Origin of the sequence: Arcicella aquatica (assembly GCF_034928825.1) — a bacterium.
In the GTDB taxonomy this organism is placed as follows: Bacteria; Bacteroidota; Bacteroidia; order Cytophagales; family Spirosomataceae; genus Arcicella; species Arcicella aquatica.
The window spans coordinates 1-941 of record NZ_JAYFUL010000108.1; the positions used below are offsets into that span (position 1 = coordinate 1).

The window sequence follows — 941 nt, forward strand, 5'->3', positions numbered from 1 at the left end:
CGTGCGAACTTTGTACAAAAAGCTATGACAGCCTACGAAAAAGCTCGCAACAACCCACGGCAATTTAAATCTTTGACCTCTCTAAGTATTGAGAAGTTTGATATACTTTTACCCACTTTTGAATCTAAATGGGAGACTTTTATTGAAAAATATAACCTTGATGGAACAATCAGATTAAGAAAGTATGTTCCCAAAAATGACAAACAATTACCTACCGTGGGCGATAAATTATTCTTTTTACTGTTCTACAAAAAGACCCATTCCTTACAAGAAGTAATGGCTTTTCAGTTTGATTTAGAAGTGTCAATGGTCAATAAATGGATTCATATTCTGACTCCAATTTTGAACAAATCTCTTGAAAAATATATTCCAAAAGCCAATATCGAAGACGTTGATTTTCAGATGGATGAGACATATATTATTGATGGAACAGAGCGTCCAATTCAACCAGATACCTATGACCAAGAAACATTTTACAGTGGTAAAAAAAAACTCATACACTTAAAAATGCTTTAATCGTCTCAACCTTAGGTTTAATCATGTGGTTAGGAGAAACTCATGTTGGCAAAGTACACGATAAACTAATGGTTGAATCGCTAAATTTTTTGACTCAAATTACTGTATTGGCAGATTTAGGATTCAAGGGTTGGTCTCCTCAAAATGTAACCTTGATTCTACCTCATAAAAAACCACGTAACACCAAAACTCAAAAGAGAGACTTGACTCAAGACCAGAAAGATTTCAATAAAGAACTTTCCAAAAAGAGAGTCAAAGTTGAAAATATTTTGGCTCACATAAAGATTTTACGAATAGTTAAGGATAAAAATCGTAATTACAGATTCGGATTCAGAGAAAATCTTATGAAAACAGCTTGTGGACTTTACAATTTCAGGAAAATAGCCTAATAAATTGTACGAAAACAAGATTATATATGTTAAAAA

The 941-nt window shown here is 32.5% G+C and carries 1 protein-coding gene and 1 pseudogene; both read left to right on the forward strand.

From position 1 onward, the window contains the following. Positions 1–516: pseudogene (locus tag VB264_RS25025) on the forward strand (hypothetical protein); the annotation flags it as partial. A 23-nt stretch (positions 517–539) separates the two neighbouring features. Beyond that, positions 540–905, forward strand: coding sequence for a transposase family protein (locus VB264_RS25030; protein WP_323254141.1), 366 nt, complete (start codon positions 540–542; stop codon positions 903–905). Positions 906–941 lie beyond the last annotated feature (36 nt).